23 protein-coding genes and 2 pseudogenes are annotated in these 21,621 nt (G+C 64.2%); 12 read left to right on the forward strand and 13 right to left on the reverse strand.

Features of this window, described 5'->3' with window-relative positions; translation table 11 throughout:
• Positions 1-6 precede the first annotated feature (6 nt).
• The 5 genes from X739_RS158650 to X739_RS158630 are packed head-to-tail and all read right to left on the reverse strand — an operon-like array spanning position 7 to position 4,564.
• Positions 7-1,119, reverse strand: coding sequence for an ABC transporter ATP-binding protein (locus tag X739_RS158650; protein WP_023782081.1), 1,113 nt, complete (start codon positions 1,117-1,119; stop codon positions 7-9).
• A complete protein-coding gene (locus tag X739_RS158645; RefSeq protein ID WP_023782082.1) occupies positions 1,116-1,913 on the reverse strand; it encodes an ABC transporter permease in 798 nt (265 codons plus the stop codon). The genes X739_RS158650 and X739_RS158645 overlap by 4 nt, the downstream gene beginning before the upstream one ends.
• Positions 1,913-2,776, reverse strand: a complete 864-nt coding sequence (locus X739_RS158640) for an ABC transporter permease (RefSeq protein ID WP_023793536.1) — start codon at positions 2,774-2,776, stop codon at positions 1,913-1,915. Before X739_RS158640 ends, X739_RS158645 begins: the two co-directional genes overlap by 1 nt.
• 22 nt (positions 2,777-2,798) lie before the next feature.
• Positions 2,799-3,869 (reverse strand): extracellular solute-binding protein, encoded by a 1,071-nt coding sequence (locus tag X739_RS158635; protein WP_031248376.1) that lies wholly within the window; start codon positions 3,867-3,869, stop codon positions 2,799-2,801.
• A gap of 35 nt (positions 3,870-3,904) precedes the next feature.
• Positions 3,905-4,564, reverse strand: a complete 660-nt coding sequence (locus X739_RS158630; protein ID WP_023793541.1) for an XRE family transcriptional regulator — start codon at positions 4,562-4,564, stop codon at positions 3,905-3,907.
• Between the two features lie 525 nt (positions 4,565-5,089).
• On the opposite strand from X739_RS158630, the gene X739_RS158625 reads away from it, so the two are divergent.
• Positions 5,090-5,470 carry a DUF2794 domain-containing protein gene (locus X739_RS158625; RefSeq protein WP_023782086.1) on the forward strand — a complete coding sequence of 127 codons (381 nt, stop codon included), beginning with the start codon at positions 5,090-5,092 and terminating at the stop codon, positions 5,468-5,470.
• 75 nt (positions 5,471-5,545) lie between these two features.
• On the opposite strand, the gene X739_RS158620 is transcribed toward X739_RS158625, so the two are convergent.
• The 4 genes from X739_RS158620 to X739_RS158605 form a co-directional block, all read right to left on the reverse strand.
• A complete protein-coding gene (locus X739_RS158620; protein WP_023782087.1) occupies positions 5,546-6,124 on the reverse strand; it encodes a GNAT family N-acetyltransferase in 579 nt (192 codons plus the stop codon).
• A gap of 105 nt (positions 6,125-6,229) precedes the next feature.
• Positions 6,230-7,003, reverse strand: coding sequence for a Bax inhibitor-1/YccA family protein (locus X739_RS158615; RefSeq protein WP_023774447.1), 774 nt, complete (start codon positions 7,001-7,003; stop codon positions 6,230-6,232).
• Between the two features lie 227 nt (positions 7,004-7,230).
• Positions 7,231-9,780, reverse strand: a complete 2,550-nt coding sequence (locus tag X739_RS158610; RefSeq protein ID WP_023793544.1) for an ABC transporter permease — start codon at positions 9,778-9,780, stop codon at positions 7,231-7,233.
• Positions 9,780-10,475 carry an ABC transporter ATP-binding protein gene (locus X739_RS158605; protein ID WP_023774450.1) on the reverse strand — a complete coding sequence of 232 codons (696 nt, stop codon included), beginning with the start codon at positions 10,473-10,475 and terminating at the stop codon, positions 9,780-9,782. The genes X739_RS158610 and X739_RS158605 overlap by 1 nt, the downstream gene beginning before the upstream one ends.
• Before the next feature lie 83 nt (positions 10,476-10,558).
• Between X739_RS158605 and X739_RS158600 the strand changes: the two genes are divergently transcribed.
• Together X739_RS158600 and thpR are read left to right on the forward strand one after the other, a co-directional pair.
• Positions 10,559-11,194 carry an arylesterase gene (locus X739_RS158600; protein ID WP_023793547.1) on the forward strand — a complete coding sequence of 212 codons (636 nt, stop codon included), beginning with the start codon at positions 10,559-10,561 and terminating at the stop codon, positions 11,192-11,194.
• A 128-nt stretch (positions 11,195-11,322) separates the two neighbouring features.
• Positions 11,323-11,824: pseudogene (thpR, locus tag X739_RS1000000167715) on the forward strand (RNA 2',3'-cyclic phosphodiesterase).
• Here thpR and X739_RS158590 read toward each other — a convergent pair.
• A complete protein-coding gene (locus tag X739_RS158590) occupies positions 11,728-12,246 on the reverse strand; it encodes a low molecular weight protein-tyrosine-phosphatase (protein WP_023793552.1) in 519 nt (172 codons plus the stop codon). The pseudogene thpR and the gene X739_RS158590 sit on opposite strands and share 97 nt — an antisense overlap.
• Positions 12,247-12,296: 50 nt before the next feature.
• Here X739_RS158590 and X739_RS158585 point away from each other — a divergent pair, with 50 nt between their 5' ends.
• The 3 genes from X739_RS158585 (at position 12,297) to X739_RS158575 (ending at position 13,884) form a co-directional block, all read left to right on the forward strand.
• Positions 12,297-12,593, forward strand: a complete 297-nt coding sequence (locus tag X739_RS158585; RefSeq protein WP_023793554.1) for a 4a-hydroxytetrahydrobiopterin dehydratase — start codon at positions 12,297-12,299, stop codon at positions 12,591-12,593.
• 138 nt (positions 12,594-12,731) lie between these two features.
• Positions 12,732-13,094 carry a YkvA family protein gene (locus tag X739_RS158580; protein WP_023793556.1) on the forward strand — a complete coding sequence of 121 codons (363 nt, stop codon included), beginning with the start codon at positions 12,732-12,734 and terminating at the stop codon, positions 13,092-13,094.
• 286 nt (positions 13,095-13,380) lie between these two features.
• Positions 13,381-13,884: an invasion associated locus B family protein gene (locus tag X739_RS158575; RefSeq protein WP_015314944.1), complete on the forward strand. Its 504-nt coding sequence runs from the start codon at positions 13,381-13,383 to the stop codon at positions 13,882-13,884.
• Positions 13,885-13,937: 53 nt separating this feature from the next.
• Here the strand turns inward: X739_RS158575 and X739_RS158570 are convergent, their stop codons facing one another.
• On the reverse strand, positions 13,938-15,293 hold the full coding sequence (locus X739_RS158570) for a chloride channel protein (RefSeq protein WP_023793559.1): 1,356 nt from the start codon (positions 15,291-15,293) through the stop codon (positions 13,938-13,940).
• 182 nt (positions 15,294-15,475) lie between these two features.
• Between X739_RS158570 and X739_RS01000000165850 the strand changes: the two genes are divergently transcribed.
• Positions 15,476-15,973: a DUF305 domain-containing protein gene (locus tag X739_RS01000000165850; protein WP_051410565.1), complete on the forward strand. Its 498-nt coding sequence runs from the start codon at positions 15,476-15,478 to the stop codon at positions 15,971-15,973.
• 82 nt (positions 15,974-16,055) lie between these two features.
• Here the strand turns inward: X739_RS01000000165850 and X739_RS158565 are convergent, their stop codons facing one another.
• A complete protein-coding gene (locus X739_RS158565) occupies positions 16,056-16,355 on the reverse strand; it encodes a hypothetical protein (RefSeq protein ID WP_023774457.1) in 300 nt (99 codons plus the stop codon).
• 277 nt (positions 16,356-16,632) lie between these two features.
• Between X739_RS158565 and rlmN the strand changes: the two genes are divergently transcribed.
• From rlmN to X739_RS1000000167720, 3 genes and pseudogenes are all read left to right on the forward strand, one after another.
• The gene (rlmN, locus tag X739_RS158560) at positions 16,633-17,868 is read left to right on the forward strand and encodes a 23S rRNA (adenine(2503)-C(2))-methyltransferase RlmN (RefSeq protein WP_023793562.1); all 1,236 of its coding nucleotides are present in this window, start codon (positions 16,633-16,635) and stop codon (positions 17,866-17,868) included.
• A complete protein-coding gene (locus X739_RS158555; RefSeq protein WP_023782097.1) occupies positions 17,865-18,314 on the forward strand; it encodes a hypothetical protein in 450 nt (149 codons plus the stop codon). Before rlmN ends, X739_RS158555 begins: the two co-directional genes overlap by 4 nt.
• Positions 18,311-18,860, forward strand: a pseudogene (locus X739_RS1000000167720) (hypothetical protein). Before X739_RS158555 ends, X739_RS1000000167720 begins: the two are co-directional and overlap by 4 nt.
• Here the strand turns inward: X739_RS1000000167720 and X739_RS158550 are convergent.
• Positions 18,832-19,473 (reverse strand): LysE family translocator, encoded by a 642-nt coding sequence (locus X739_RS158550; protein ID WP_023793567.1) that lies wholly within the window; start codon positions 19,471-19,473, stop codon positions 18,832-18,834. The pseudogene X739_RS1000000167720 and the gene X739_RS158550 sit on opposite strands and share 29 nt — an antisense overlap.
• 314 nt (positions 19,474-19,787) lie before the next feature.
• Here X739_RS158550 and X739_RS158545 point away from each other — a divergent pair, with 314 nt between their 5' ends.
• Both X739_RS158545 and X739_RS158540 read left to right on the forward strand, forming a co-directional pair.
• Positions 19,788-21,011, forward strand: coding sequence for an argininosuccinate synthase (locus X739_RS158545; protein ID WP_023774462.1), 1,224 nt, complete (start codon positions 19,788-19,790; stop codon positions 21,009-21,011).
• A gap of 171 nt (positions 21,012-21,182) precedes the next feature.
• The gene (locus tag X739_RS158540) at positions 21,183-21,617 is read left to right on the forward strand and encodes a hypothetical protein (protein WP_023793570.1); all 435 of its coding nucleotides are present in this window, start codon (positions 21,183-21,185) and stop codon (positions 21,615-21,617) included.
• The last annotated feature ends 4 nt before the right edge of the window (positions 21,618-21,621 follow it).

A 21,621-nucleotide genomic window follows, 5' to 3' on the forward strand; every position in this document is an offset into this window, starting at 1 on the left:
CCGAAATCAGGTGAGCGTCAGGTCAGCCTTGTCGTCGTCGGGGAGCAGCTTCACGTCGGCGCCGGCGAACAGCACCTCGACCTCGTCCCCGATGACGAAACTGTCTGCTTCCAGCGTCGAGCGCACGATGGCTTTCGAGCCGTCGGCCAGATCGACTTCGTATTTTGAGCCGGAGCCGAGATAGATGGCTTCGCCGATGCGCCCCGTGAGCCGGTTGCGGCCATCGCCGCCTGCGCCAGGGCGGGCGAGCGCCAGCTTTTCGGGACGCAGCAGCATGACCGGCCTGCCGCCATTGGGGAGACGCTTGGCGGTCGTCACCGTCTGGCCTGATATCTCGATCGCCGTCTCCTGGCCCGAGGTGGCGGCGGCCCCGCGCAAGACGGTGGAATCGCCGATGAACTTGCCGACGAACAGTGTCGCCGGCTCGTCATACAGCTCGCGCCCGGTACCGATCTGTTCGATCCGGCCCCGGTTGAACACGGCGATGCGATCCGACAGCACCAGCGCCTCTTCCTGGTCGTGCGTCACATAGACGAAGGTGGTGCCGAGTTCGCGGTGAATGCGCTTGATCTCGAGCTGCAGCCATTCGCGCAGCTTCTTGTCGAGCGCGCCGAGCGGCTCGTCCATCAACAGCAGCGGCGGGTCGAAGACGATGGCGCGGGCCAGCGCCACGCGCTGCTGCTGGCCGCCCGAAAGCTCGCTGGGGAAGCGATGGCCGAAATCCGCCATCTTGACCATGTCGAGCGCTTGGCGCACCCGTCGTTCGCGCTCGGCTCCCGCCACGCCGCGCAAGGCGAGCGGATAGGCGACGTTGCGGCTCACCGTCATATGGGGAAACAACGCGTAATGCTGGAAGACCACGCCGATGTTGCGCTTGTGCGCCGGCACGCCGACGACGCTCTTGCCCCCCACTTCCAGCGCGCCGGAACTGGCCTCGGTGAAGCCGGCGACGACGTTGAGTGTCGTCGTCTTGCCGGAGCCGCTTGGTCCCAGCAGCGTCATGAACTCGCCGGCCTCGATGTGCAGCGACACGCCGTCCAGCGCCTTGAAGCTGCCATAGGCCTTGCTGATCGACCTGAGATCGATCGCCGCGCCCCTGCTCTCTTGCCCCAAGGTCATTGGCGTCCTTTCCGCTCGCGGCCAAGAAGAAGCATGCCGCCGCCGATCAGGATCGTGGTGGCAAACAACAGGATCGTGCCGACGGCCGCGACCGTCGGGTCGGCGTCGCGCGTGATGGAAGCGAAGATCTGCACCGGCAATGTCTTGAGGTAGGGATTGGTGATGAACAGCGACACGACGATCTCATCGAAGGAGGTGGCGAAGGCGAACAGCAGGCCCGACAGCACGCCGGGTGCAATCAGCGGCAGCGTCACCGTGCGGAAAGCGGTGAGCGCGCTGGCGCCGAGGCTCGCCGCGGCTGTCTCGAGCCGCCTGTCGAACACTTCGAGATTGGCCGAGACGGCAATCAGCACGAAGGGCAGCGCAAGGATGGTGTGAGCGAGCACGAAGCCGAGCAGCGTGCCGACAAGCCGTGTATCGAGATAGACCGCGTAGATGCCGATGGCCAGCACCACGCCCGGCACCACCATAGGCGTCAACATCAGCATGCGCAGCAGGTTTGCCGGCCGTGCCTTCATGCGGTCGAGGCCGAAGGCGGCAAGCGTGCCGAGCACCGTTGCCAGCACGGCAACGATCGAGGCGACCTTCAGCGAATTGAGGAAGCTGTTCGACCAGTCCGGATTGGTGGCGAAATTCTGGTACCATTGCCAGGAAAAGCCCTGCGGCGGAAACGCCAGCGACTTGTTCTCGTTGAACGACATCGGCACCACGACCAGCGTGGGGGCCACCAGCCATATGGCCACCAACAGGCAGACAAGGCCGAGGACGACGCGGGTGAGCGGCTTCATCTCCATCAGCGCCGCTCCGCTTCCCGGTACCGGGATCGCATCACGGGCGCGGCGAGCGCCAGCAACACGAAGGTCGTGACCAGCAGCACCACGCCCATGGCGCCGCCACGGCCCCATTGCAGCAGGCTGAGCACCTGTGTCTGCACCAGGGTGGACAGCATGGTCGAACGCGGGCCGCCGAGCAAAGCCGGCGTGATGTAGAAGCCGAGCGCCAGGATGAAGACGATGATCGCCCCGGCATAGACGCCCGGCAGCGACAGCGGCAGGTAGATGGTGAAGAAGGCGCGGGACGGCCGCGCGCCAAGGCTTTGCGCCGCGCGCATCAGCCTGAGATCGATACCTTTCATGACCGAATAGAGCGGCAGGATCATGAACGGCAAAAGCACCTGCGCCATGCCGATGACCACGCCCGTCTGGGTGCGGATCAGCTTGATGCCACCGAGCCCGAGCGACCTGAGGATCGAGTTGATGACGCCTGAATCCTGGAGCAGGATCACCCAGGACAAGGTGCGAACCACGCCGCTCACCCAAAACGGGATCAGCACACACAAGAGCAGCACCAGCCGGACGCGAGGACCGACCGCGGTCATCAGATAGGCGTAGGGATAAGCGCAAACCACGCACACCAGCGTGACCCAAGCCGAAATGACGAAGGTCCGCTGGAGCACGACAAGGTTGATCGGCGCACTGAAGAACCAGACATAGTTCTGCGCTCCCCACTCCGGTTCCGACAGGCTGCGCAGCACGATGGTCAGTAGCGGATAGCCGATCACCCCGAAAAGCAGGACCAGGGCCGGCAACGCGAACGCGAACGGCCGCCATGCCCAGCGCCTTTCGGCGGCCGGAATGGTTGGCTCGGACGCGCTCACGGCCTTGCTTCCCGTCAGCCGGTCAGTTCCCGGCCATCAGCGCCGCCCACTTCTCCTGCGCCACCGCGAAGTTCGGAACCCAGAACTTGAAGTTCTGCTTGTAGCCCTGCTTCTGGCGTTCAGGCGTATTGGTCAGGTAGGCGGCGACGGAAGCGTCGACCTTGGGCTGCGCGTCGTTGTTGATCGGCGTGTAGGAGGTCTTCTCCGCCAATATCTCCTGGGCATGCTTGCCGAGATAGGCATTGAGCAACGCATAGGACGCATCCGTATCCTTGACGCCGACGGGGATTGTCATCTGGTCCATCACCACCAGCCAGTCCTGCCAGGCGGGCGCGTACTTGGCGCCGTTCTTGACCGCCGTCATGGCGCGGCCCGTCCACATCATCAGCATGTCGGCCTCGCCGGATTCGGCGAGTTGCTGCGATTCTGCACCCGTCTTCCAGAAGATCGTGTCGGGGCCGAGCTTGCGGACCACATCTATCGCCTTGTCGATATCGGCCACCGTCATCGCCTTCGGGTCGCCGCCGGCAACCTTGAAAGCCTGTTCCAGCAGGCCACCGGTCGGGCTGCCGGAGCCGTCGATGCCACGCACGCCGGGGAATTTTTGAGTATCGAAGAAGTCGGCCCAGCTCTTGGGCGGATTATCCCCGTACTTTTCCTTGTTATACATCAGCACGACACCGTAGTTCATCGCCGGCACCGAGCATTCGCCGACCTGGCCTTCCGGGATTTTCGAGACGTCGAGCTTCGTCAGATCGAGCTTCTGGAACAGCTTGCCGCAATAGACATAGGGCGGCAGGTCGTCGGTATCGACGACGTCCCAGGTCACATTGCCGGACTCGACCTGCGCCTGCAGTTTGGCGATCTCCGTCGGGCCGTCATTGAGGAGCTTGACGCCGGACTTGTCGACGAACTCCTTGAGCGCGGCCGCCTGGCCGTCCTGGTAGATGCCGCCATAGGAAACCAGGGTCAGCGTCTTGCCCTTCAGCGAGCCTTCAGCGACCTCTCCCGCCACCGGCTTGGATTGCGCGAGCGCGGCGGTGGCCGCCAGAAGCAAGGCGACGGCCGCCGCATGTCCAAATCTCAGTTTCATGATCATCTCTCCCATTTGCAGAACTCGCATTGTTTTCATTCACCCGGATGCGAGCGGTTTCCGGGCCTGTATCGATCGAGTTCGAGCGCGCCGGCGGTCGGCGGTGCGATGATCCAGAGGACCTCGGCCGGCGTGTCGCCGACATTGACGGTCCGGTGCGGCACCGAGGTTGCGTATTCGACGCTGTCGCCTTCGCGCATCAGATGGCGCTCGTCGGCAAGCGTCAGCTCGACGGTGCCCCTGAGCACCATGAACATTTCGTGCTCGCCGCCATGCACATAGGTCTCGTCGCCGGTCGAGCCGCCAACCTCGAAATGGCCGGCATAGACTTCGAATTGATGGATCGGCCGCCGCGACAGGAGCATCTTGCGGCCTTGGAGGCCGACCGGAACGACCGGCCGCTCCTCGCGCCTCAACACCTTGTGCAGGGGACGGGCATTGTCCTCGAACAGATCGTTGATGCCGAGATCGAGAGCGGCGGCGATCTTGAGCAGCGTGCCCGTGTTGGCGCCGCACAGATTGCGCTCGAGCTGGCTGATGAAGCTCGCCGTGGTGCCCGTCATGTCGGCAAGCTGGCGTAGCGAGACGCGCCGGGCCGTGCGCAATGCTTTGATACGAGGGCCGACGCCGCCGGCCTCCGACACGGCCGCCCGGCCATTCAACTGTTTCAGTGGGGAGTCCGATGCGTGTGGCATTGTCGTCTCCGTTCCACTTAACACCCTATTAAGTGATACGGAAAATGGCAAGCATGGTCGGCAGAATTGAATAGCGACGTGGGCTGGCGACCTCGGCCCTACGCCGATGCTCGGCCCGCGCAGTCCCAGGTGCAAGGCTCAAAAACGAAAAAACCGACGTCAGCTTGCTTCTGACGTCGGTCATTTAGGTTTTGGGATCGTCGCACCCGGCTTTTCCGAGGAAAAGGCCGAGGTTGGTTCGATCCGACGCAGACCCGTGGGCGGGGGGCTTGGGGTTTACGAGCCGGTGCCGGACCGAACCGTCTCAGGCAACGCCGGTAAATTCGTCGGACATTGGGGCATGAGCGCGGATAAAAAAAGGCAGAAATGTGGCGAACCATCACCAATTCCAACACGCGTTTCACAAACGTGACTGGACGCGGCGGAAACGGCGCGCCGCTGCTTCGCTTCTCCGGCTCTTGCAATTGCGATGCGAAGGGGCCAACTTTGGTTGGCAAAGATTCATTTTTGAGGATCGAGGCAGGCATGACCGATGACGGCGGCGGGATGGGGGATGGAGACGCATCCGCGATATTGATCCCGCTACACGAGGCGCGCAGCGCACGCCTCGACCAGCCGGTCCGCTTCGACCGGCGCGAACTGGACCAGATCCTCAGGCTTTACGGACGCATGGTCGCGGCCAATGAATGGCGCGACTACGCCATCGATCACCTCACCGACCGCGCTGTCTTTTCCGTCTTCCGCCGTGCCAGCGAAGTGCCGCTGTTCCAGATCGTCAAGGACCCGAAACTGGCGCGCAAGCAAGGCGCCTTCGCCGTCATCGCGGCGGGCGGGCGCATCCTCAAACGCGGCCAGGAGCTTGGCCGCGTGCTCGGCGTCTTCGACAGCAAGCTGAAGCTGGTATAGGGGTGAATGGCGAATTGAAGAATTGAGGAGCGAAGGAAAAGAGCCGCTTACGTCAGGCGCCGAGTGTCTTATTCCTCAATTCTTCAGTTCTCCCTTCCGGAACTTCCGCTCCGGCAGCGAATCCGAATCAGGTGGCAGCGATGCCCCGCCGTTGAGCGATAGCTGCATGAATACCGTGTCCAACCAGCGCCCGTGCTTGTAACCGGAGCCCTCGAGGCGGCCGGAATGACGGAAGCCGAGCTTTTCGTGCAGCCTCACCGAGGCGCTGTCGGCGCGGCCATCGCCGATCACCGCGACGATCTGGCGGAAGCCTGCCGCCTCGACCGCCGCGACCAGGCTTTGCATTAGTGTAAGGCCGACACCCTGGCCCTTCGCGTCAGGCGCGACATAGACCGAATCCTCGACGATGAAGCGATAGGCCGGGCGCGGCCGGAACGCGCCGGCATAGGCATAGCCAAGCACGGCGCCTGCCTTTTGAGCCACCAGATAGGGAAAGCCGCCGGCCGCGAGTGCGGCGAATCGCGTCCCCATCTCGGTGCGGCTGGGGGGCTCCAGTTCATAGCTCGCCGTGCCGTTGGCAACCGCGTCGGCGTAGATTTCGGTTATGGCGTCGAGGTCGGCGGGGGTCGCAGGCCTGATCACGATATTGCTCATTCTTTATGCAAGCCTCTCCTGTGCTTTCGATAACAGCAGAGGCCTGCGCAAAAGAAAAGGGCGGCCGTTGGGCCGCCCTTCCAGGAGTCGATGGTCCAATGCCGCTTAGCGGCGGTCGCCCATGAACTGGAGCAGGAACATGAACAGGTTGATGAAATCGAGGTAGAGCGACAGCGCGCCCATGATGGCCTTGCGGCCCGCGACATCGGAAGTGTCGCCCTCGAAATACATCTCCTTGATCTTCTGCGTGTCATAGGCGGTGAGGCCGGCGAAGACCAACACGCCTATCGCCGAGACGGCGAAGGTCAGTGCCGACGACTGCAGGAAGATGTTGATCACCGACGCGATAATGATGCCGAACACGCCCATGATCAGGAACGAGCCCATCGCCGACAGGTCGCGCTTGGTGGTGTAGCCGAACAGCGACAGCGCGCCGAAGGCCGCGGCGGTGGCGAAGAAGGTCTGCGAGATGCTGGCCGTGGTGTAGACCAGGAAGATCGACGACAGCGACAGGCCGACCAGACCGGCATAGACCCAGAAGGTGGTCTGCGCGGCGGCGACGCTCATCGACTGGATCCTGAACGACAGGAAGAACACGGCGGCCAGCGGCGCCAGCATGACAACCCAGCGCAGCGGCGAACCGAAGATCGCGTAGCCGAAGGAGGTCAGCATCTCGCCGCTCGGCAGCGTCGCGACGGCCGAAGCCGGATCGGTGGTGGTGGCCAGCATGATCGTGCCGATGGCGGCAAGGCCTGTGATGAGCAGCCCAAGCCCCATCAGATTGTAGACCTTGATCATGTAGGCGCGCAAACCCTGGTCGATGTCGGCGCGGACGCCGGGCACCGCCGACGTCTGATAGTTGCGAATGGGATCAGCCATTGGAATCCTCGTTGCTTCTGCCCCGTCCGGTGTCGGGCCTCTTGCGGACCCAGGCGCCGCTGGGGGGCTCCAGCATGCCTGCGCGGAATATGATGGTTATTCGCCTCGAGAACAAGACCGTAACCGGGTGTAACGGTTCGTGACGGGTCAAAATGCGGCTTCGCCGGCCGTTTCGGACGGCATTCTTACCAAGATTTAACCCGGGCAGGCGGGCGCCGGCCGGCGAATCAGAGGTTTCGCAGCACGGGTGCGGCCTTGTGGCCGAGCACCCGCCAGGTGCCGGCAAGGCCGATGCCGACCGTGATCACCAGCGAAAAGGCAATCGTCGCCACCGCCACCTCGGGCATGAAATGCGATGGCAGTGTCATGATGCGTGCGACCACGAACCAGGCGGCGGCGCTGCCGGCGGCGAGCGCGAAAATCGCGGTGGCCAGTCCGATCAGCATGTATTCCAAAGAGAATGCCGTGATCAGCGTTCGCCTGGTGGCGCCCAGCGTCTTCAGCACCACCGCGTCATGGATGCGCGCCCGGTTGCCGGCGGCAAGCGCGCCGGCAAGCACCAGAACCGAGGCGATCAGCGCCACGCCGGCCGCCGCCCGGATCGCCGTGCCGAGCTGGCCGACCAGCCGGTTGACGATGTCGAGTGCGTCCTTGACCCGCACCGTCGTCACGGCGGGGAAGGCGCGGGTGACGGCGTTGAGGACGCGCGCGTCGTCGGCCGTCGAGGCGTTCTTTTCGGTGAGCGTGGCTATCCAGCCATGCGGGGCGCCGGCGAATGTGTTGGGCGAGAACACCATGACGAAATTGATGCCCATCGTTTCCCATTCGACCTGGCGGAAATTGGCGATGCGGGCGGTGACATTGCGGCCGAGCACATTGACGGTGATCGTGTCCCCGAGCTTCAGCCCGATTTCCTTGCCTTCCTTGTCTGAAAACGAAACCAGCGGCTCGCCGGTATAGGTGTCGGGCCACCACTTGCCTTCGGTCAGCGTCGCGTTTTCCGGCTGCTTGGTGTCGTAAGTCAGGCCGCGATCTCCCTTCAGCACCCAGGCGCCCTCGGCCGGCACCTTAACCTTGTCGACGGCGACGCCGTTGAGCGCCATGACCCGGCCGCGCAGCATCGGCACCTTGGCCAGCGTTCCCCGCGGCGCCTCGTCCGCGATCAGCGAGGAGAACGCATCGACTTCGCTGCCCTGGATGTCGACGAAGAAGAAGTTCGGCGCCCGCTCCGGCAGGCTGCCGGAGATCTGGCGCCTGAGATTCCCGTCGATCAGCGCCAGTGTCACCAAGAGCGTCAGCCCAAGCCCCAGCGAGAGCACCACCGAGGGCGTCAGCGCCCCGGGCCGGTGGATGTTGCCGATGGCAAGTCTCAGCGCGACAAAGCGCACGCGCGGGCTTTTCCTGGCTGCCCATTGCACCAGACCGCCGACGAGACGCAGCACCAGGAAAGCAAAAACGGTGGCGCCGACGAAGATCGAGGCGATGCGCTGGTCGCCCGAAAACAGGATCGCCAGCGCTGCCAGGAAAAGCGCGATCCCGAGCGCGCTAACGACATAGACGGGGCGCGGGAGACCCCGGCCTTCCAGCCCCATCTCCCGAAACAGCGCGGTTGCCGGCACGTCACGGGCGCGGCCGAGCGGCAGCAGCGCGAAGGCCAGCGTCACCAGCAGGCCGAACAGCGCCGCCATGGCGAGCGCGCCGGGATAGAAGCCGCCTTGCGCCGGCACGGGAATGACCGACCGAAGCGCGGCACTCGCCGCGAACGGCATCAGCGCCGCGAGCACGAGGCCGAGCACGATGCCAAGCGCGGCGATGATCAGGATCTGCACGAGGTAGACGGCAAAGACGAAGCCGCCGGATGCCCCCAGGCTCTTGAAGGTGGCGATGACGCCGCGCTTGCCGTCGAGATAGGCGCGCACCGCGTTGGCGACGCCGACGCCGCCGACCACCAGCGCGGTGAGCCCGACCAGCGTTAGGAACTGCGAGAAGCGTTCGATGTTGGAGGAAAGCGCCGGTGCGGCGTTGCTGCGCGTGCGGATCGACCAGCCGGCCTCCGGAAAATCCTTGGCCGCCTGGTCCTGGATGGCCTTGAGCCGAGCCTCGTCGGCACCGGCGGGCAGCCGGACCTTGTAGGCGTTCTCGACCAGGCTGCCCGGTTGGATCAGCCCGGTGGCGGCCAGGCCCTCGGTCGAGATCATCAGCCTTGGCGCGAAGCCGAACCCGTCGGAGACCGCGTCAGGCTCGGCCACCAGCCTGGCGCGCAGTTCGAACGTGGCGGTGCCGAGCTTAAGCCGGTCGCCGATCTTGAGATGCAGCCGTTCGAACAAGAGGTCGGGTGCCGCGGCGCCGAAAACGCCGAACTGCCCGCCGAACAGTTCTTGCTTCGTCAGCACCGGTTCGGTTTCCAGCGCGCCATAGAGCGGATAGGCCTCGTCGACAGCCTTGGCCTCGACCAGCGCCTGGTCGGACCCGTCAGCCAGGCGCGCCATCGAGCGCATGCCGGCGGTATGCGAAACCACGCCCAGCCCGTCGAGAAAGCCGAGTTCTGCCTGGCTGGCGTCGCGCTGGTTGATCTGGAAGCGAAGATCGCCGCCGAGCAGCGTCTGGCCCTGATCGGCGACACCGGCGGTGATGGAGCGGGCCACCGAATTGACGCCGCCGATAGCCGCCACGCCGAGCGCGATGCAGGCGAGGAAGATGAGGAAGCCGGACAGGCCGCCGCGCATCTCGCGCAGCGAGAAGCGGATGGCAAGCTTCAAGGTCCGCGCCAGCGGCATCAGGCGCTGACCCTGACCGGCGGCGGCGCCTCGATCCGGCCGGAGCGCATCGAAACCTGGCGCGAGCAGCGCGCCGCGAGCGCCGGATCATGGGTCACCAGCACCAGCGTCATGCCGCGTTCGGCGGCCTTGGCGAACAGCAGATCGGCGACCTGCCGCCCCGTCGCCTGATCGAGGTTGCCGGTCGGCTCGTCGGCGATCAGGATGCGCGGCGATGGTGCCAGCGCCCGGGCGATCGCCACGCGCTGCTGCTCGCCGCCGGAGAGCTCGCCGGGATAATGGGTGACGCGGTCGCTGAGGCCGACGGCCGCCAGTTCCCGCTCCGCCACCGAGAAGGGATCGGCACGGCCGGCCAGTTCCAGCGGCACCGCGACATTTTCGAGCGCCGTCATATTGGGGATGAGGTGGAAGGACTGGAACACGATGCCAATGTTTCGGCCGCGAAACGAAGCGATCTGGTCCTCGCTTTTACCGTTGAGGATTTCGCCGGCAATGCGCACCGTACCGGAATCGACCCGCTCCAGCCCTGCCAGCACCATCAGTAATGTCGACTTGCCGGACCCCGACGGGCCGACGATGCCAGTCGCCTCGCCGCGCGCGACGTCGAGGCTGACACCCTTCAATACATGAACCGACGAAGCGCCTTCGCCGAGTGTCAGGGATACGTCTTTCAGCGCGATGACGGCTTCTGTCAAAATGAAAGCGTCCTATATGAAGGGAGGCTCTGCCTGTCGGAAGCCATCGCCGGAAGAATTCTCTGTCATATGGGACCTGCCGCATGTCTTTCAAACGCCGCTTTGCCGCAGGCCTGATCGTTTTCCTCGCCATCTGCGGCGGCATCTCGTCGGTGCGCGCCGAGCCTTTCAAGATCGTCGGCTTCGGTGACAGCCTGATGGCGGGGTACGGCCTTGGCCCGGGCGAGGGCTTTACCGATAAATTGCAGGCAGCACTTCGTGCGAAGGGCCATGACGTCATCGTCGCCAATGCCGGCGTCTCCGGCGACACCTCCAGCGGCGGCCTGGCGCGGCTCGACTGGTCGGTGCCTGACGGCACGCAGCTGGTGATCCTCGAACTCGGCGCCAACGACATGCTGCGGGGTGTCGCGCCCGACATCACGAAAAGGAATCTGGACGAGATGCTGGGCAAGCTCAAAGAGCGAAAGATTGCCGTGCTGCTGGCCGGCATGCGGGCGGCGCCCAATCTCGGCGCCGACTACCAGAGCGCCTTCGACGCAGTTTTTGCTGACCTGGCCGGCAAATACGATGTTCCGCTCTATCCGTTCTTCCTCGACGGCGTCGCCGGCCAGCCCGGCCTGCAACTCGAGGACGGCCTGCATCCGAGTGCTCGCGGCGTCGACCTGATGGTCGAACGCATCCTGCCCACCGTCGAGAAGGCCATGCCAGGCGGATCGTGACGTCGGATGGAACCGGTTCCGTTGCGGAAGCTTTAGATTGCATCCGCGACCAACAAACCACTTGCTCCATTTGATTATCGATGATTCGCTAGGGATGACAGTTTCGATTCGAGGAAGGGAGGCTCTTCATGCCGCGTCTTTTCACCGCCCTCGAAATTCCGCGTGATGCCGCCCTTTCGCTGTCCCTGCTCCGGGGCGGCCTGCCCGGGGCCCGCTGGATCGACGTCGAAAACTACCATCTGACGCTACGCTTCATCGGCGACGTTCAGGGCCATGTCGCCGACGAGATCGCCAACGCGCTCGACCGGGTGCATCGCCCGTCCTTTTCGCTGACGCTGTCGGGTGTCGGCGCGTTCGGCCAGAAGAAGCCGCATGCGGTGTGGGCCGGCGCTTCGCCCTCGCCCGATCTGGCGGCTCTCCAGGCCGAAATCGAGCGCATCTGCCAACGGCTCGGCATCCCCGCCGATCCGCGCAGGTTCATGCCGCACGTGACGCTGGCGCGGCTGCGCAATTCNTTCGGTCGGTGGCGGCCCCTATATCGTCGAGGAGGCATGGCCGCTGTCCGGCGTCGATACGCGTGCCGCCAGCCGTGTCGCCAACACCTCCGACGCCTCCCGGATCATGCGATAGACCTCGGCAAACGCTTGCTGGTCCTCATAGTAGGGATCCGGTACATCGCGCGGCCTTCCCTCGGCGAATTCCAGGAACAGGTGGATACGGTCGCGCACCGCCGCCGGCGCCAGCGCCTTCAGGTCGGCGACGTTGGACCGGTCCATGCCGAAGATCAGGTCGAAGCGGTGAAAATCCTCCGCCATGATCTTGCGCGCCCGCTGCCGCGAGATGTCGATGCCGGGGTGAGACGCGATGGCGATCGAGCGTGGGTCGGGAGCGGAGCCGACCTCCCAGCCGCCGGTCGCGGCCGAATCGAGCACGATATCGCCGCCATATCCGCGCTCCGCCAGCACGGCGCGAAGGACGCCTTCGGCCAGCGGCGACCGGCAGATGTTGCCGAGGCAGACGAAAAGAATGGAATTTATGGGCTTCGCGATCATGGATCCGGCGCTATGGTGACGACTTCAGCGCATTAGCACGGGAAGCGGACATGACGAGAGAGACACTGGGCAGGGAGGCCGCCGAAGCGGCGCTCACAGGGCTTGAGGGCTGGACACTGGCACAGGATGGCGCCTCGATCGGCCGCACCTTCACCTTCGTCAATTTCTCCGAAGCCTTCGCCTTCATGACCAGGGTGGCGCTGGCCGCCGAGAAGATGGACCACCATCCCGATTGGTCGAATGTCTACAAGACAGTCAATGTGACCTTGAACACGCATGACGCCGGCGGCGTGACGGCGCTCGACATAGACCTCGCCAAGAAGATGAACCGCTATTTCGGCGGCTGAACGCGGGCTGTCCAGCGTCCAGGCCGGGCGCGGGCCCGCAAATCGGCGCCGGCATCTTGCAGCCCGGTTCGGCTTTCACCACATTTTGATCGGCGGCATGCGCCGGTATGCGCATGGGATCCGCAAGGAGAGAGATAGATGGCGCGAGAATCCGGTTTTGATTTTTTCGGCTTTGGCGACAAGCTGGCCGGCGAGGGCGAAGTGCGCGAAAAGTTCTGGCGCACGGCCAGGAAGGCCGCTCGGCAGATTCCGTTCATGGAAGATGTCGTCGCCGCCTATTACTGCGCCATGGACAAGAAGACGCCGCTGCGCGCCAAGGGCATATTGGTGGCAGCGCTCGGCTATTTCGTCCTGCCGGTCGACCTCATCCCCGACTTCATCCTCGGTCTCGGCTTCACCGACGACATCGCCGTGCTGACCGCCGCGATCACCGCCGTCAGCGCCCATATCACGCCCGCGCACCGGCAAGCCGCCAAGGACGCCATCGCCGACAAGGGCTGAAGTCCCGCCGGCCGAATTCCGCCGCGACGGCTCGACCTCTGGACAGGGGCGTTCAGCGGCGGGTTAAAAGTCAAACTCTTGCCGTTTTCGTGGCCTCCAAGTCGCCAAAGGGACACCGAGCCGGCCGCTGACAAGGCGGCGGCGCGGAAATGGCGGCGGTTTCCTGGGGTGAAGGTCCTTTTCTCTTGGGGAATTCACCGTTTGGTAACCCAGATTAAATCAAAATGAAGCGACGGCAGGACGCCACGCGGCCCGCCTCCGCACCATTTGGAATACGGGAAAAACGATGCGCGGATTGATTGCACTAGTTTCGAGCCTGGTCCTGGCGGCCTCGGCGGCGCCGGCGCTGGCGCAGCAGGCGACCAAGATCGGCCAGCACAATGCCTGGGGAACCTACAGCTACCAGGCTTCGGGCGGCAAGGTCTGCTACGTGCTGACAGTGCCGACCGACAAGCAGCCGCCGACGCTCGACCATGGCGACATGTTCTTCTTCGTCAGCCAGCGACCCGGCCAGCAGGTGTCCTATGAACCGCAGTTCATCGCCGGCTACAATTTCCAGGAAGGTTCCAAGGCCACCGTCACCATCGACAAGAAGAGCTTCTCGATGTTCACGCGCGGCAAATCGGCCTGGGTCGAGAACGCGGCGGAAGAGCCAGTGCTGATCGCGGCGATGAAGACCGGAACCGACATGAAGGTGTCGGCGAAGTCGGGCCGCGGCAATCCCACGAACTATGTCTTCTCGCTTAAGGGCATTTCGGCGGCGTTGTCCTCGATCGCCAAGTGCAAATAGCTATCTTCGTTTTTGAACCGAAGGCCGGGCCGTAACGCCCGGCCTTTGCTTTTTCAGCCCAGCCCTGATTCCGGTGCTGCCTCCGCCCGCCGCCGCCGGATCGCCTCGGCGATGAACACCCGCGACAGGGCGTGATAAAGCGGCTCGTGCGAGATCAGCCGCGCGGTGCCGTAGCCCAGCATCGAAGCCAGCATCAGGCCGATGACATTGTCGTGATTGCCGGTCATTTCCAGGATGATGACGAAAGCCGTCATCGGCGCCTGCACGACGCCGGCGAAATAGCCTGCCATGCCGAGCAGGGCCGCGACGCCGGCGCTGCTCCCGAACATCAGGCCGAGCGAGCTGCCGATGCCGGCGCCGACCGCCAGCGAGGGCGCGAAGATGCCGCCGGGAATGCCTGAGATCATCGACAGCAGGCCGGCCCCGAATTTCTCGGCAAAGAAGAACCAGGGCAGCGGCGTGCCTTCGACCGCGCTGCGCGCCTGCGCGTAGCCGGTGCCGAAGGTCAGCCCGCCCGAGGCGATGCCGATCACCGCGACCCCCAGTCCGCAGATCGCGGCCACCAGCAGCGCGCGCCACAGCGGCTGCAGCGCGTTCCAGCGTCGGATACGCCGCGTCGCCTTGAGGGCCAGCAACGAGAACAAGGCGCCAAAGCCGCCACCGATGACGCCGCAGGCGATTACAAGCGGCCAGTCGACGGCAAACGAGATCGTCTCCTTGGACACGCCGAAATAGGTGTAGTTGCCGAGCACGCCGAGCGAGGCGAGGCCGGCCAGGATGACCGCCGTCAGCACCAGCCCGTTGGTGCGCGCCTCATAGGTGCGGCCCATCTCCTCGATGGCGAAGACGATGCCGGCGAGCGGCGTGTTGAAGGCAGCGGCGATGCCGGCGGCCGACCCCGCCAGGATCAGGCCGCGCGCCTGCGCCATGCCGCCCCAGCGCGCCGCCTGCAGCATCAGCGATGCGCCGACCTGCACGGTCGGTCCCTCGCGGCCGATCGAAGCGCCGCAGAACAGGCCGACAAGGGTGAGCGCGATCTTGCCCACCACCAGCCTGAGCGACAGGATATGGCTGCGGTCGTCGTCGTCGCGAAGGTGGCGGGCGGCGATCGCCTGCGGAATGCCGCTGCCTTGCGAGCCCGGGAAGACGGCGTGCGCCAGCCAGGCGCACAGCACAAAGCCGAGCGGCGTGATCGCCAGCGGCAGATAGAAGCGCCAGCCGCCGTCATTGCCGATCACGACATGAAACAGAGCCTGCGCCTTGTCGGCCAGCACGGCGAACAGCACACTGATCAGGCCGATGGAGATGGCTCCCGCCCAGAACACCAGACGCGGCTGCCAGACGCGGCGCGAGGCCCACATGGCGCGCGAACGCCGCAGCATGGGGTGTTTTCGCGATTGGCCGGCCATGTCTGTCCTCGGGGGAAAACCCAGCCCTAACACAGGCATGACGCCGATCAAGCGCGAGTCTGCCGGTCGGACGGGATCAAAAGGCCACAGTCGCGGTGCCTTTGAGCAAGGAGCCCGCGGTCATGCGCTATGTTAGATTCGCCGCGATGATCCTGGTTTCCACGGTCCTCATGTAGGGGCTCATGTACCTGAACACCTATGCGCTGGATCATGTTTTCTTCAGCCAGACCCGGGTGTGGATGGCCATCGTGATGGGCGCCGCCATGGCCATCGTCATGATCGGCTTCATGTGGGGGATGTACGAGAGCGTGGCCGCGAATGTCGGCATCGTCATCGGTGGCATGCTCGTATTCGCTGGTGCCTTGTGGCTGGTCAGAAGCCAGGAAACCGTGAGCGACGTCTCTTACATGAAGGCCATGATCCCGCACCACTCGATCGCGATCATGACCAGCGAACGCGCCCATATCCACGATCCGGAGGTGCGAAAGCTCGCGGACGGCATCATCGACGCACAGGTGCCCGAGATCACGCAAATGAAGCGTCTGATCGCGCGGCTCGAAGCCAATCCCGTAGCGGCCGGCGCTCCCGACCTGCCGTCCTACCGAGCCCGCGAGGCCGCGCCGCCACCGCCGGAAACCGACCAGAGCACCGGGATCGATACGGTGTCCATCGACCGGTAGGCGCGGGGATGGACGCGCGGACAATATGAAAGCTGCCCGTCCCGCCGGCCTCAAAGCCGGCGGGCAAGTCCTTGCGAGATGGTCACATGGCCATTTTTTCACATTCGGCCTGGGCCTTCTTGGTCGAGGTGTCGATCATGTAGGCTTTGCCCTTGGCGTCGGTCATCATCATCATGCAGTGCTTGATCGGCTTGGCCATCTTCATCATGTCGGCGCCCATCTTCGCGTCCGGCGTCATGGTGCCCATATGCCCGTCGGGCATGATCGCCGTCACTTGTCCGCCTTTCATCATGCTCATGGTGCCCATCGTGTCCTCGGCAAACGCCTGCGAGGCGCAAAGCGCGGCGAGGCCGGCAATGACGGCGAGCTTGATCGATTTCATCCTGCATTCTCCCATTCTGTAGGGGCACAGTTGCCCCGTTCAGGGTTCGAAGCCGCGAGGGGGATCGTTACGCCAACACGACTAAGTGATCGCCGCCAACGACATTCCCTCGGCCGGCCTCGATCGTCCTTCACGGGGACGGTCGCGATCGGGACACCGACGGCAGACCCGGTTTGGCGTGCACCGCATGACTTCGCGCTCAACCTGTGCTATGCGCCGCCCTTCATATCGGGCCGATGGATGAAATCGGCCGCAAACCGCTTATATCTGTGCAACCATGACCCTTTCACTCGATCTTACCGCCGACGGCGCCCGTGACGCCTTGCGCGGCCGTGCCGCGCGGACCGAAAAGCCATCGCTGATCGGCCTCACGCGGACGGAACTCGCCGCCGCTCTTGTCGAATCCGGCACCGTGCCGGAGCGTCAGGCAAAGATGCGCGCCCAGCAACTCTGGCACTGGATGTATGTGCGCGGCGTTTCCGACTTCGCCGGCATGTTCAACATCTCCAAGGATCTGCGCGCCGAACTCGACAAGCATTTCACCGTTGCCCGGCCCGAGATCGTCGAGGAGCAGATTTCCGCCGACGGCACGCGAAAGTGGCTATTCCGCTTTCCGCCGCGCGGCGCCGGCCGGCCGGTGGAGATCGAGACGGTCTATATCCCCGAGGAAGGCCGCGGCACGCTCTGCATCTCCTCGCAGGTCGGTTGCACGCTGACCTGTTCGTTCTGCCACACCGGCACGCAGAAGCTGGTGCGCAACCTGACCGCCGAAGAAATCCTGGCGCAGTTGCTCACCGCGCGCGACCGGCTCGGCGACTTCCCCGATCGCGACACGCCGGATGGCGCCATCGTGCCGGCCGAGGGCCGGAAAGTGTCCAACGTCGTCATGATGGGCATGGGCGAGCCGCTCTATAATTTCGAGGCGGTGAAGAAGGCGCTGCTGATCGCCTCCGACGGCGACGGCCTGTCCCTGTCCAAGCGTCGCATCACGCTGTCGACCTCGGGCGTCGTGCCCGAGATTTTCCGCACCGGCGAGGAGATCGGCGTCATGCTGGCGATCTCGCTGCACGCGACCAACGACGATCTGCGCGACCTTCTGGTGCCGATCAACAAGAAATATCCGCTGAAGGAACTGATCGCCGCCTGCCGCGCCTATCCCGGCCTCTCCAACGCCAAGCGCATCACCTTCGAATATGTGATGCTGAAGGACGTCAACGATTCCATCGAGGACGCCAAGGGGCTGATCAAGCTGCTCAAGGGGATTCCGGCCAAGATAAACCTGATCCCGTTCAACCCGTGGCCGGGTACCAACTACCAATGCTCGGACTGGGAGACGATCGAGAAGTTCGCCGACTACATCAACAATGCCGGCTATGCCTCGCCGATCCGCACGCCCCGCGGCCGCGACATCCTGGCCGCCTGCGGCCAGCTGAAGTCGGAATCGGAACGCATGCGCAAGGTCGACCGGCTGGCGATGGAAGCCATGATGATCGCGGGGCACGGCGAGGTGTGAGCCGTCTCGTCGCCGGCCTCACACGTTTCGCGGTGATAGCAGTCGGCTACCTCGCCGCCGTGCTGACCTCGATCCTGGTGCCTGTGCTGCTGATCGTTCTGCTGGCCGGGATCGAGGACGGCAACTGGTCAATCATTTTCACGTTCGACTGGCTGGCCTCCTTCCCGCTCGCCGTGCTGACCGTGGCCATCTGCGCGCTGCTGATCGTCGGCCCGGCGATCTTCGTCGCCGAACGGCTGGCGCTGCGAGGATGGTTCTACTTCGCGGTCACGGGCGCGGTCACGTCGATCGCCTTCGGTGTTTTTGTGCCGGGCTCGGCCGGAGGCTTCGTTTTCAATCCGGGCTTCCTGGGTTTTCTGGCCGCCGCCGGCATTGCCGCAGGCTGGGTCTACTGGCTTCTGGCTGGACGCAGCTCCGGTCGTCTCAGGGGCCGTGATCCCCAATGAACCGTCTCGTCGCGTACATCGTGCGCTTCGCCATCATCCTGTTCGGCTATGCCGTAGCCTCGCTGGCGGCGAGCGCCTTCCTCAACATCCTGTTCCTGGCCTCGCTCGGCTACGGGCCGGCGCAAGCGCATCCGGCGGCGACGGCGTCGCTCTATTTTTCAATTCCTTTCGTCGCCCTGTTCGTCGCCTATTTCGGCTTCATGCCGGCGGCGATCGTCATCCTGATTGCCGAAATCCTCGGTCGGCGCGACTGGTTGTTCTACGCCCTCGCCGGCGCGGTGGTGGCGGGGGCTTTCCTCGGCCTCGTCGACAATGTCCGCGATTCCGCTTTCGCGGTCACCGAAGCCAGCGCCATCATGGCGGTGCTCGGTGGNCGGCCTCGTCGACAATGTCCGCGATTCCGCTTTCGCGGTCACCGAAGCCAGCGCCATCATGGCGGTGCTCGGTGGCGGCATGGTCGGCGGCATCTTCTATTGGCTTGCCGCCGGGCGCTGGGCAGGAAGCTGGTGGAAGGTCTCTACTTCGCCTGGGCCGTCAGAATCTTGAGCGCGAACGCCGAGAACACGCCGGCGAAGAGATAGTCGACCACCCGCGTCACACGGGGGCTGGCTTTCATTGCCGCCGCGAATTTTTCAGCCGCCAGCACCATCGGTACCGTCACCGGGATCGACAGCACGATAAACATGGAGCCGAGGAAGAACAGCTTGCCCGGCGCGTTCGGATCGTGCGCGGAGACGAATTGCGGCAGGAAGGTCATGAAGAAGAGGATGATTTTCGGGTTGAGCAAATTGACGCCGAGCCCCGCCGCCCAGCTGCGCAACAGTGAGATTTGCGGGCCGGTCTTCTTCTCGGGCGAAAACGCCGAGCCCTCGGTGATCGCCTGCCAAGCGAGGAAGACGAGATAGCCGGCGCCGAAGATCTTCAGCACGAAGAAAGCCATCGGCGAGGCGACGATCAGCGCCGAGACGCCGACCACCACCAGCGTGGTGTGGATCAGCGTGCCGCACAGCGCGCCGGCCATCGAGGCGAAGCCGGTGGCGCGGCCCTGGCTCAGTGTGCGCGACACGAACAGCGTCATGTCGGGGCCTGGCGTGATCGCCAGGATAACGGTGGCGATGGCGAACTGGATCAGCGTGGTGGTGTCGGGAATGAAGGACATGGCAAGGCCCCGGGAAGATTCGGGGCGTATACAGGATGCATCGCGCCGACGCCAGATGGGGCCGGCGCATCCTCCGGTGGAGCTGGAGCGGTTCGGCCAGTTTTCGCCGCGCTTCAAGGCGGCGCTCTTGAGCGCCTGGTGGCCGGCGGCATGGCCCCGAGATCGTTGCTCCCGATCAAGCCGGGCGTCGCACTGCCGCGCTGGATCAGAAGGCTGGCGCCGCGTGCGCTTGCTCGCTTTGCCGTTCCTGCTAAAAGGCGCTCCGACAATCCCTGACGCCTTGCCTCAAGCGTCCGCTTTTCGACGGAGCAGAAATGTCCAAGACCAAAGACGTGCAGAAGGTCGTGCTCGCCTATTCCGGCGGCCTCGACACATCCATCATTCTGAAATGGCTGCAAACCGAACTCGGCGCCGAAGTCGTCACCTTCACCGCCGATCTCGGCCAGGGCGGCGAGCTGGAGCCGGCGCGCCGCAAGGCCGAGATGATGGGTATCAAGGACATTCGTGTCGTCGACGTACGCGAGGAATTCGTCGCCGACTTCGTGTTCCCGATGTTCCGCGCCAATACCGTCTACGAAGGCACCTATCTCCTGGGAACCTCGATCGCGCGGCCGCTGATCTCCAAGCACCTGGTCGAGATCGCCAGGGAAACCGGCGCCGACGCCATCGCGCATGGCGCCACCGGCAAGGGCAACGACCAGGTCCGTTTCGAGCTTTCGGCCTACGCGCTGAACCCCGACATCAAGGTCATCGCGCCGTGGCGCGACTGGTCGTTCAAATCGCGCACAGACCTGATGAACTTCGCCGAACAGCACCAGATCCCGGTGCCCAAGGACAAGAGGGGCGACGCACCGTTCTCCGTCGACGCAAATCTGCTGCACTCGTCCTCCGAGGGCAAGGTGCTGGAAGACCCGTGGAGCGAGCCGCCGGAATTCGTGCATCAGCGCACCGTGTCGCCGATGGACGCGCCGGATGCCGTCACCGAGATCGAGATCGAATTCCTGAAGGGCGACCCGGTCGCGCTCAACGGCAAGAAGCTGTCGCCGGCCACCATGCTGGCCGCGCTCAACGATCTCGGCCGCGACAATGGCATCGGCCGGCTCGACCTGGTCGAGAACCGTTTCGTCGGCATGAAATCGCGAGGCGTGTATGAAACGCCGGGAGGCGCCATCCTGATCGTGGCCCATCGCGCCATTGAATCGATCACGCTCGACCGCGGCGCCGCGCACCTCAAGGACGAGTTCATGCCGCGCTACGCGGAGCTCATCTACAACGGCTTCTGGTTCTCGCCCGAGCGCCTGATGCTGCAGGCGATGATCGACAAGAGCCAGGAAGACGTCGAAGGCACGGTGCGGCTGAAGCTCTACAAGGGCAATGTCATGGTCACCGGCCGCAAGTCTGGGAAGACGCTCTATTCCGACGCGCTGGTCACCTTCGAGGACGACCGTGGCGCCTATGACCAGAAGGACGCCGCCGGCTTCATCCGCCTCAATGCGCTGAGGCTGCGGACATTGGCCGCACGCAACCGCCGAGGCTGAACCGGGCAGCGGCCTGGCTTTCGCCAACTCACGCTTACGAAACCCGACGGAGACGTCGGGTTTTATTTTATCTGTCTAATATACTGGAAGTCAAAAACGCTCCAGACAAGTTGGTCCTTGATCTCTGAGCGGCTTCATTTAGGTTCTTGCACGGGATCAAGGGGCTTTGACATGAAAAACAATGTTCTTCTGCTTGCGGCAACCGTCGCTCTCATCGGGTGCCAGTCATCACAAGCGGCCGCGAAACGCGCCCCTGACGCGGGGTTGGAAGGGTGCCTTGGCGCCGTCCGCGTATGGAACATTTCATTCAAGCACGATATGGCTTCTTTCATGGGCACATCGCAGGAGCGCATGCCGACTTTGTTCTGCCAGCGCCTCGCCGATGGCGTACGCAGCGGCCGGGTCAGCTATTCCGACATCAACAGGCTGCAACTCGACCAACCGACAGAAATCTGGATGGTCATCAAGGGCAAGCCGAAGCCTGCTAAAGTCACGCAAGCCCCCGCGCCGCGGTCCCTCAAATTTCGCAACTGCAGCGGTGTTGACGGCGCCTTCCAGGTTCCCATTTCCCAGAAATGCCCGTTGAGCGGCTGGGCAAATCATTGAGAGC

The sequence above is a fragment of the Mesorhizobium sp. LNHC209A00 genome (assembly GCF_000502915.1).
GTDB lineage: Bacteria > Pseudomonadota > Alphaproteobacteria > Rhizobiales > Rhizobiaceae > Mesorhizobium.

Bases quoted from the DNA above. Each gene is read 5' to 3' on its own strand.
- X739_RS158575 (WP_015314944.1), top strand. From the start codon at position 13,381: ATGCGCGGATTGATTGCACTAGTTTCGAGCCTGGTCCTGGCGGCCTCG.
- X739_RS158615 (WP_023774447.1), bottom strand. From the start codon at position 7,003: ATGGCTGATCCCATTCGCAACTATCAGACGTCGGCGGTGCCCGGCGTC.
- X739_RS158540 (WP_023793570.1), top strand. From the start codon at position 21,183: ATGAAAAACAATGTTCTTCTGCTTGCGGCAACCGTCGCTCTCATCGGG.
- rlmN (WP_023793562.1), top strand. From the start codon at position 16,633: ATGACCCTTTCACTCGATCTTACCGCCGACGGCGCCCGTGACGCCTTG.
- X739_RS158545 (WP_023774462.1), top strand. From the start codon at position 19,788: ATGTCCAAGACCAAAGACGTGCAGAAGGTCGTGCTCGCCTATTCCGGC.
- X739_RS158600 (WP_023793547.1), top strand. From the start codon at position 10,559: ATGTCTTTCAAACGCCGCTTTGCCGCAGGCCTGATCGTTTTCCTCGCC.
- X739_RS158645 (WP_023782082.1), bottom strand. From the start codon at position 1,913: ATGGAGATGAAGCCGCTCACCCGCGTCGTCCTCGGCCTTGTCTGCCTG.
- X739_RS158565 (WP_023774457.1), bottom strand. From the start codon at position 16,355: ATGAAATCGATCAAGCTCGCCGTCATTGCCGGCCTCGCCGCGCTTTGC.
- X739_RS158610 (WP_023793544.1), bottom strand. From the start codon at position 9,780: ATGCCGCTGGCGCGGACCTTGAAGCTTGCCATCCGCTTCTCGCTGCGC.
- X739_RS158580 (WP_023793556.1), top strand. From the start codon at position 12,732: ATGGCGCGAGAATCCGGTTTTGATTTTTTCGGCTTTGGCGACAAGCTG.
- X739_RS158550 (WP_023793567.1), bottom strand. From the start codon at position 19,473: ATGTCCTTCATTCCCGACACCACCACGCTGATCCAGTTCGCCATCGCC.
- X739_RS158650 (WP_023782081.1), bottom strand. From the start codon at position 1,119: ATGACCTTGGGGCAAGAGAGCAGGGGCGCGGCGATCGATCTCAGGTCG.
- X739_RS158620 (WP_023782087.1), bottom strand. From the start codon at position 6,124: ATGAGCAATATCGTGATCAGGCCTGCGACCCCCGCCGACCTCGACGCC.
- X739_RS158590 (WP_023793552.1), bottom strand. From the start codon at position 12,246: ATGATCGCGAAGCCCATAAATTCCATTCTTTTCGTCTGCCTCGGCAAC.
- X739_RS158625 (WP_023782086.1), top strand. From the start codon at position 5,090: ATGACCGATGACGGCGGCGGGATGGGGGATGGAGACGCATCCGCGATA.
- X739_RS158570 (WP_023793559.1), bottom strand. From the start codon at position 15,293: ATGGCCGGCCAATCGCGAAAACACCCCATGCTGCGGCGTTCGCGCGCC.
- X739_RS158630 (WP_023793541.1), bottom strand. From the start codon at position 4,564: ATGCCACACGCATCGGACTCCCCACTGAAACAGTTGAATGGCCGGGCG.
- X739_RS158585 (WP_023793554.1), top strand. From the start codon at position 12,297: ATGACGAGAGAGACACTGGGCAGGGAGGCCGCCGAAGCGGCGCTCACA.
- X739_RS01000000165850 (WP_051410565.1), top strand. From the start codon at position 15,476: ATGTACCTGAACACCTATGCGCTGGATCATGTTTTCTTCAGCCAGACC.
- X739_RS158635 (WP_031248376.1), bottom strand. From the start codon at position 3,869: ATGAAACTGAGATTTGGACATGCGGCGGCCGTCGCCTTGCTTCTGGCG.